We start from the raw sequence: 7698 nt of genomic DNA on the forward strand, positions 1-7698 counted from the left end.
GTTTTTTTTGGCTAAATCAGACTATCTAACAAGTCGGTCACTTCCCCTTGATGATTTTTCCGATTGTCGTCATAGATCAGCAAAGTGTTTAAACTACTATGGCGCGACAATTTCTGGACACGCCTAACATCCCCCCCGGTAGCTTCTAACGCGGCCGTGATGCTGCTGTGTCTAATTCTGTGAGGACTCATGACCTTAGTTATGCCTGCATCCTGACAGCGAGACTTGACAATATCATAAATTCCTTGAGTAGATAGGCGGCCGTCCCGGTATCCGGGATTGATTGAACAAAACAGAGATTTATCGGGGTTTACTTCCCCCCTTGCAGTCAACCAAGACTCGATCGCCGTGACCGTGCCAATTCCAAGAGAGATAATCTCTGATTGATTCCCCTTACCCTTCCCAAAAATCCTTAAGGTTTTGGCTACCGGGTCAAAGTCAGCGATCGAAGCCTTAGACACTTCTGATCTTCTCAGGGCATTACTCCAAAGAAGCATCATTAGGGCATAATCACGGATACCCTTTAATGTTCCCCGGTCAATCCCCCCTAAAACCCGCTTAAACGTCTCCGGGTCAACCCCAGTCGTGTCACGATATGCTGACAATTTTTCCCCTTTAACAGACTCAAGCATAAAATCACAGTGACCACAGTTATAAGAGAACGAGACTAAACTCTTAATAGCAGCTAACCGACGGTTGATAGTTGCTGATTTTAACCCCTTTTGGATTAGTTCCCCCTTATAGCGGGAAACTAGGGCATAAGCACCATGCCTATCAAGAGATAAAAACTTCCCCAATTCCATATCAATATCTGAGAGAAAATTATCAATATCACGCCGGTACACACGCCGGGTATGATGTGATCTTTTGGTAGCTAACCAATCAGCTAAAACCCTTCCCCAATCGGTGCTAGGGGGAACCGGGGTTAAGTGAGAAAGTCGAGAGTTAAGCAGTACAACGTTATCGGTCATCTTGCGAAAAGAGTTATTATCACAACATTAAGAAATATTAAGAACCCGTGGGGTACGGGTAGGAGGGTTAGGGGTTAGGGGTTATCTGGCAACCATTCCAGAATTTCACCGGGCTGCACTCGATAGCGATCGCAGATTGTCTCCAAAATTTTTGCTGATGGGATATAGGTAGGATCGGCCGCTAATCGGTAGCCGGTAGCCGGTGCGAAGCCTGTATCCTTTACAAATCTATAGGCTGTTATCCCCTCTCGTTCTATTAATTCCCTGATTTTGTTCTTAAGCGCCATTTTTCCTTGCTACTCTCATTTATTTTATTCTATAAAAATATTTTAGGATAATGCTTGACATACTGATAAAAGTTTAGTAGTATAGAGACATAGAGAAAGACGACCGCGCCAGTTTCCCAAAAGTAGCGATCGCCTCTCTCGTAACCCTATCAAAAGGACTTAAACCAATGGTACAACTTATTGAAGCTATAGCAACAGCCCCGGCACGCCGCATTGACACTAAATACGGCGAAAGAACAGTAATTGACGCGGTACGGCGTGATAATGGCGAAAAAGTGACCGTTTGGCGTGCCGGTGACGATGATTACAGCCAAAAGCACGTTATCCGGAATGCTCGCTTAACCCTAACCCTCGATAACAAGGGTAAATATTCCTTAATTGAGGACCCCAATCTGGTTAATCTGGGAACCCCATTACCTGAAACCGTGCCGGTGAAACCCGTTTCTCGCTATCTGGCCTCAAATAACCCTCCTATCCCCAATTACAGCGAGAAAACAAGCGAGAATGACCAATCACTCCTATCTCCTAACCAGAAAAAAGAAATAGCCAACTATGTGAGTGAAATGGCTAAATTATACGGCTTCTGCTTAACTCAAGCTGATTCTCTAGGGGTTGAGGGTGAGGATCGGCGTGCGATCGCTACTACCCTTTACTTATCGGCCCAGAAAAAATTTAGTTTGTAATCAGTAATTGAGGGGATTAATTCCCCTCTTATTAGGAGTAAAAAAATGGAAAAACACGAAATTGCCGCAATTTTAAGCGATACACGCTACTTTACCCAGAATAAGAATGGCGATCGATTCTACGATATCGAGTGGAATTACAAAAATGGTTTTTTAGGCTTTTTGGCGTTACCCGTAGCTAAATTCAACAGCGAGGAAAAGGCTAAACGGTTTCAAAATCGAGCGAATGAAGTGCTAAGGGACTTGTTTAACAACGAGTTTAGCGAGTAATTTCAGTTATCGGTTATCAGTTATTAGAGATTAATCAAAACCGCAATTGTTTCGGTTTTCAAGTGTCAGTTATCAGTTATCGGTTATCAGTTGTCAGTGATTTTTTTTCTGGTACAATCGTTTCAAGCTAGAGACAAAAAACCTGTAAACCTGTTTGATTGCGTAATTAACTTTTACGCGATCGCAATAATTCACCATTTACCGATAAAAAACACCCGGGTAACGCTTGCAACGTTGCCCGGAAATTCATCAAAAAGAATATGAATAACAACTTAGCAGATACCAGCAAACTTGCTGAAACTTTTTTTACTACCAGTAAAAATGTATCATTGATTGCACTCAATGATAAACCATTCTACCATATATCCGACTGCTTACGGACTCTCATCTCAGAGATTATCGATCGCCACGGCAATGCCTCTCAGAACGACAAGGGAGGCCGCCATGAGTAGAAGTAAGCTACACCCTTATAAAGGCTCTGACTCATGCCCAATCTGTGGCGAAGCTGACAGCGATTGTCGCTACTCTAGCGATAGGGAATTGGTTCTATGTCACGGTCACATCGACTTTGACCCCAATCATCCTGATTGGCATTACTTAGGGGTTTCGAGTAACGGGGTGTGGGGTAAATTTGTTCCGAGAAAAAGCGAAGCATTCGATCGCACGGAATGGGAAGCGAAAAAATTAGAGAGGGAACGCGGCCGGTTAGAACGGGAACGGGAACACGCTAAGAATGCCCTGAGTATTCCAGACCGTGACAAGGCTCTAAGGAAGTTATCCAAAACTCTAGGGCTGTCACAGCATCATCGACAAGCGTTACTCGATAGAGGTCTGTCTGAGAGTGCGATCGAGCAGGGTTTATTTTTCAGCATCTCACCTAACAAACCAGTGCCGGCAGATATCCCCCCTAATTTACCCGGCGTGAATAATGGGAAGATAGCGGCCGCCGATAATGGTATCGCTTGCCTAGCTTTTGATGGCGAGGGCCGGGCTATTGGCTACCAGATACGCCTAGATAATGCCACGGACTCCAAATACAGATGGGCCAAGGGGTTAGAGTCTAGCCACTTGCCTAATATCGAGTTACCTGTCACCCATATCCCCAATGGTAAGGATAAAAACCAAGTCTGGTTATCGGAGGGGATTTTAAAGCCTTTTGTGGCCGCGTATCGACACGGTATCAATGCCATAGGTGCAGCCGGTGGGAATTTTTCAGGGAGTCCCAATCAGATTAAGGACGCGATCGAACCCTATCGACAATTGGTTTTATGTCCGGATGCCGGTGACATAAATAACCGTCACGTCATGCAACGGTGGGAAAACCAGATTAAATTTTTGGAATCTCTAGGGAAGTCGGTATTAGTCGCCTATTGGGGTCAAAAAACCAAAAATGATGATGATATTGACGAGCTATCGGATTTAAGCGGGATCGAGTTTATCGAGTGTAGTAATTTTTTGGCAATGGGGGAAAAAATGGGCATGGAACCGCAAAAAACAGAGAAATCGACTAATGTAGTCAGTCATCCCAAATTTTCCCCAAAACCCCTAGAAACTGACAAATTAGGGGAAGTTATTGAGAACCTGATAACTGAGAACCTCACCGGTTCCAAGCTTGAGATAAAACTCGCTTCGATCGCCCGTGAATTTAATCTGACACAACAGCAAGTTAACTCGATTTACCAGAAATCAATCGAGGAAAGCGATCGCTCGTTTGACTATGATGATGCTCTGAGTGAGCTTGAGAAGATTTACATCGCTGACACCGGTTCCCTTAATCTCGCTAAGATACTCCCGGAAAAGTTAGCCGCAGCCATTGGGCATCATGCCAGATTAACAGGATTGCGATCGGAGGCCTATTTAACCGCGTTACTCAGTGGACTGTCATCAACGCTTCACCCGGACACTGCCTTAAGCCTCTACCCTCAAACTAACTGGAAGGTCCCCCCCAATCTTTATAGCGCGATCGTTGCCTTATCCGGTGAGGGTAAGTCGATCATCGGGCGCGCAATGATTTCTGATCCCTTAAAAGCATTAATCGAAGGGGATGACATTGATCATGAGTCAAAAGTCAGTCAGTATAAAGCTTCTCTCGCTAACTATGAATCGCTGAAAAAATCTAAAAACAGCGAAACGTTAACCGACTCATTCCCCGATGGTCCGCCCTCAAAACCTACCCGGCGGATCAGGTATTTTAGCGGGGGAACCGGTGAGGGCATAGCGAGATATGCTGCGGGTTCTCAGGATAAGGGGATGTTACTTTTTCGAGATGAAATCGCCGGTTTATTCAAGAGTGCTAACCAGTACCGGGGAGGCCGTGGGTCTGACAGCGAGGACATTCTGGAATATTTTGATGGGACCCCACCGATTACACTCCGGGCCGACCCCGACAAAACGGTAGTTTGTCGGAAAATTCTTTTATCGATTTATGGCACGATACAGCCCGGGGTGCTAGAGAAATTGTTAGGCGATAAAGAGGACTCTAGCGGTCAATGGGCGCGATTCATTTTTTGCCAACTTCCCCCCTCAACCGTTGACTTTGACATTGACGCGGCCACGGTTGACCTCACCCCAATGCTGACAGACCTCTATCGACAATTCGATCGCCTACCAGTGGCTTTTTACGACTTGTCACGCCCGGCACGGGAAAAATTTCTCGCGGCTGCGAACCGGCTAAAAAAAGAGTCTGAGAGTGAACAGCGCCCGGCTATGAGAAATGTACTGATTAAAGCGAGAGGGCTGATCGGACGCTTGGCTTTAAATCTTCATCTTACAAACTCCCTATTTAACAGCATTACCCCTTCCCTAGAGATTGGGGAAAAAATCATTGACGCGGCGATCGAATTGACTGAGTTTTATGTAAGTCAGGTAAGGGGGATGTATGTCAAACTATCGGATGATTTACCTAGTGCATACGCTAGGCTGCTATCGGTCGCTAGTGATTGGATAACACCAAATAACGCACGGAAAAAGGCTTTTAACACCAAAACCCGTCAAGACTTCCCTACTACCCGAATAGCTGAAATATTCAAGGAATTGGCTGATCAAGGTTATGGGGAAGTCAGGAAAACCTCTCGCTCGATCGAGTTTAAAGCCTTAAAAGGTGACAAGGGTGACTCAAAGGTGACTAAGAGTGACAGCATAGTCACCCCACTAGAACCCTTACCAGATAAGGATTTTAATTTAAAAGGTGACAAAGGTGACTCAAAAAATCACTTTGCTATAGAAACTACTAACCAACTGAGTGAGAATCACCCGGTCACTACGGAAAACTTAAAAGGTGACAATTTACTTAATAGCGAGTCACCCTTGTCACCCTTGTCACCCTTAGACAGTGAAACTCAATCACAGCAAGGCTTTACAAAAGGTGACTACCCTGATAACACTCAGTCACCCTTAGTCACCCTTGTCACCCTTGAGTCACCCCAAGATGGTGAAACCGACTCCGATCGCCCGGGTGGTGACACTGACAACCTCAAGCCGGATGACTACTGCTTTTATAAGGGCCGCTGCCATACCGTGATCAGCGTTAATGGTGTTTCAATCACCATTAAGGATTATTTGAGAGAAGATGACCCCTTCACGGTTGCCTTAGATGAAGTTACGCCGGACACTCCCGGCCCCAAGCGCGAGAAAAAGAAAAAAGCCAAATAGCGATCGCCTAGCTAAAGCCTAAACCTTCCCAAAACCCAAAACCGAAAAAATTGCGTATTTTTGGGGTTTTTTCCCGTGGGAAGTGGTTCAACGCAAATAATAATACAAGTGTACTTATGACAGTTAGTGTGACACTAAGAGTACCTTTGGTACACATTTCTGTACCAGTTATCAGTACAGGGTACAATTAGTACCCTTACTGTCCACTGACTGGCACATAACACTGTGACAGTTGATGTGACACTTTGTATACTTTTGGTATACATTTTTGTACCAGTTACGAGTAGTACAAAGTGACGATTAGTCACCCTGCGATCGCCTAATTCCCAAATTCGCAAAAATTGCGTATTTTGCCCAAAAATACCCTGAGAAGTGGCTAAAGGTTGCAACCTAACAACAGCAAGGGTGTTTTAAAAATTTCTGTCTCTAGGGAAAACTCGCGCCATTGGTAGGGGCGATCGAAAGGTCCCAAAAAGAACCTACTTTATTCTCCTAACCCAATCAGGGTAAGGGTTTTGACTAATCGGGTAAACCCGCTCGGTATTCATAGGCCCCACCTTTGGAAGGCCTGCGGCCCGAGCGGGGCCACCTTTCCCGGACGGCTTTTTTTCGGAGGCCTTCGATCGATTCGGGCCACCCCGGGACTGCCATGTTTTTAATTTCCCGAAGGGTGAAATAGCCGGGTTTTGGCGATCGCTTGACATAATAGGGTTGATAATCCTTATAGGTGTAGTCGGTCATGTCAGGCAGGGTTAATCGGTTGTGGGGAAGTAAAGGCCGTCTCTCAGTATTAGGTGTTTTCGCGCGTCTTTTCCTTGAGGGGAATCTGGGATTTTTTTGCGGTTTATCCATCGGTTTAGGGAATCGTAGGATACCACTACCTTTTTAGCCTTTAAGTATTTAGCTGCGGCCATAGCAGTCATCCCCACGGTTCCGATCGCGTCCGTTCCGGGTTCACTACCAGACTCATCTATTCCGATTGGGGAAGCGATCGAAGTATCTAGCGAGTCCACAATCTTTTTTTCCGAGTCCTCGATCGCTTCCAGTGCCGGCGACGGTGGTGAGGGGGAAACTTCCGGGGTGTTAGCGTTACCACCGTCGCCCGGTTCATCGGGGGGAAGGGAAGGGGAAGGGGGAAGGGGGGAAGGTTCCCCGGTGGGAAGGGGGGAAGTGGCGATCGAAGACTCTCGCTGTAGCCTTAGCAGTCTTTCCATATCATCTAAGCTACCATCTAAATTATCATCTAATCTTGCCTCTAGCCTTGCCATTCTCTCACTCAAGGAAGTGATCAACTTTCCCACAGAAGCATCTAACCTCACTTCTAATAAACCATCTACCCATGATTCTATAAGGGTTTTAACCCTATCATCTAACCCATCATCTAAGCTACCATCTAAGCTATTGCCTAAGCTACCATCTAAGCGGTCTGTAAGGAATTGTTTGGCTGCTAGATTGTCGGTAAGGGACGGGTAAAGCGATCGAAGTTTATCGAGATAGCGATCGCTGATTGAAAAAGAAATTACTTTACTCATGGCATCTAATCTAATCTTGGATGATATTATTATCATCTAATTAGCTTAGATGTAACCATCTAACTGTGACAGTTTTGGAATTGGCACTCGATCACATTCCAAGACTAACGATAAATCACCCCTAAAACTTTTTTTCATGGCTTTTAGGGGCATTTATGAAGGGGTTTTTTTTGGCTAAATCAGACTATCTAACAAGTCGGTCACTTCCCCTTGATGATTTTTCCGATTGTCGTCATAGATCAGCAAAGTGTTTAAACTACTATGGCGCGACAATTTCTGGACACGCCTAACATCCCCCCCGGTA

The 7698-nt window shown here is 45.4% G+C and carries 7 protein-coding genes and 1 pseudogene; 3 read left to right on the forward strand and 5 right to left on the reverse strand.

The genetic code is table 11. The features are described 5' to 3' along the window. Positions 1-11 precede the first annotated feature (11 nt). Positions 12-971 carry a tyrosine-type recombinase/integrase gene (locus O9290_RS13895; RefSeq protein WP_288087174.1) on the reverse strand — a complete coding sequence of 320 codons (960 nt, stop codon included), beginning with the start codon at positions 969-971 and terminating at the stop codon, positions 12-14. Between the two features lie 74 nt (positions 972-1045). Further along, positions 1046-1258, reverse strand: a complete 213-nt coding sequence (locus O9290_RS13900) for a helix-turn-helix domain-containing protein (protein ID WP_288087176.1) — start codon at positions 1256-1258, stop codon at positions 1046-1048. A gap of 167 nt (positions 1259-1425) precedes the next feature. Here O9290_RS13900 and O9290_RS13905 point away from each other — a divergent pair, with 167 nt between their 5' ends. From O9290_RS13905 to O9290_RS13915, 3 genes are all read left to right on the forward strand, one after another. Beyond that, complete coding sequence (locus O9290_RS13905) at positions 1426-1941, forward strand: single stranded DNA-binding domain-containing protein (protein WP_288087179.1); 516 nt, start codon at positions 1426-1428, stop codon at positions 1939-1941. Between the two features lie 45 nt (positions 1942-1986). Beyond that, positions 1987-2211, forward strand: a complete 225-nt coding sequence (locus tag O9290_RS13910; protein WP_288087181.1) for a hypothetical protein — start codon at positions 1987-1989, stop codon at positions 2209-2211. A 342-nt stretch (positions 2212-2553) separates the two neighbouring features. Further along, on the forward strand, positions 2554-5862 hold the full coding sequence (locus O9290_RS13915) for a DUF3987 domain-containing protein (RefSeq protein ID WP_288087183.1): 3309 nt from the start codon (positions 2554-2556) through the stop codon (positions 5860-5862). 519 nt (positions 5863-6381) lie between these two features. On the opposite strand, the gene O9290_RS13920 is transcribed toward O9290_RS13915, so the two are convergent. From O9290_RS13920 to O9290_RS13930, 3 genes and pseudogenes are all read right to left on the reverse strand, one after another. After that, positions 6382-6603, reverse strand: a complete 222-nt coding sequence (locus O9290_RS13920) for a MerR family transcriptional regulator (protein ID WP_288087185.1) — start codon at positions 6601-6603, stop codon at positions 6382-6384. 11 nt (positions 6604-6614) lie between these two features. Then, complete coding sequence (locus tag O9290_RS13925) at positions 6615-7394, reverse strand: hypothetical protein (protein ID WP_288087187.1); 780 nt, start codon at positions 7392-7394, stop codon at positions 6615-6617. Positions 7395-7568: 174 nt separating this feature from the next. After that, a pseudogene (locus tag O9290_RS13930) lies at positions 7569-7698 on the reverse strand (tyrosine-type recombinase/integrase); the annotation flags it as partial.

The organism is Microcystis sp. LE19-41.2A, assembly GCF_027530405.1.
GTDB classification, from domain to species: Bacteria; Cyanobacteriota; Cyanobacteriia; order Cyanobacteriales; family Microcystaceae; genus Microcystis; species Microcystis aeruginosa.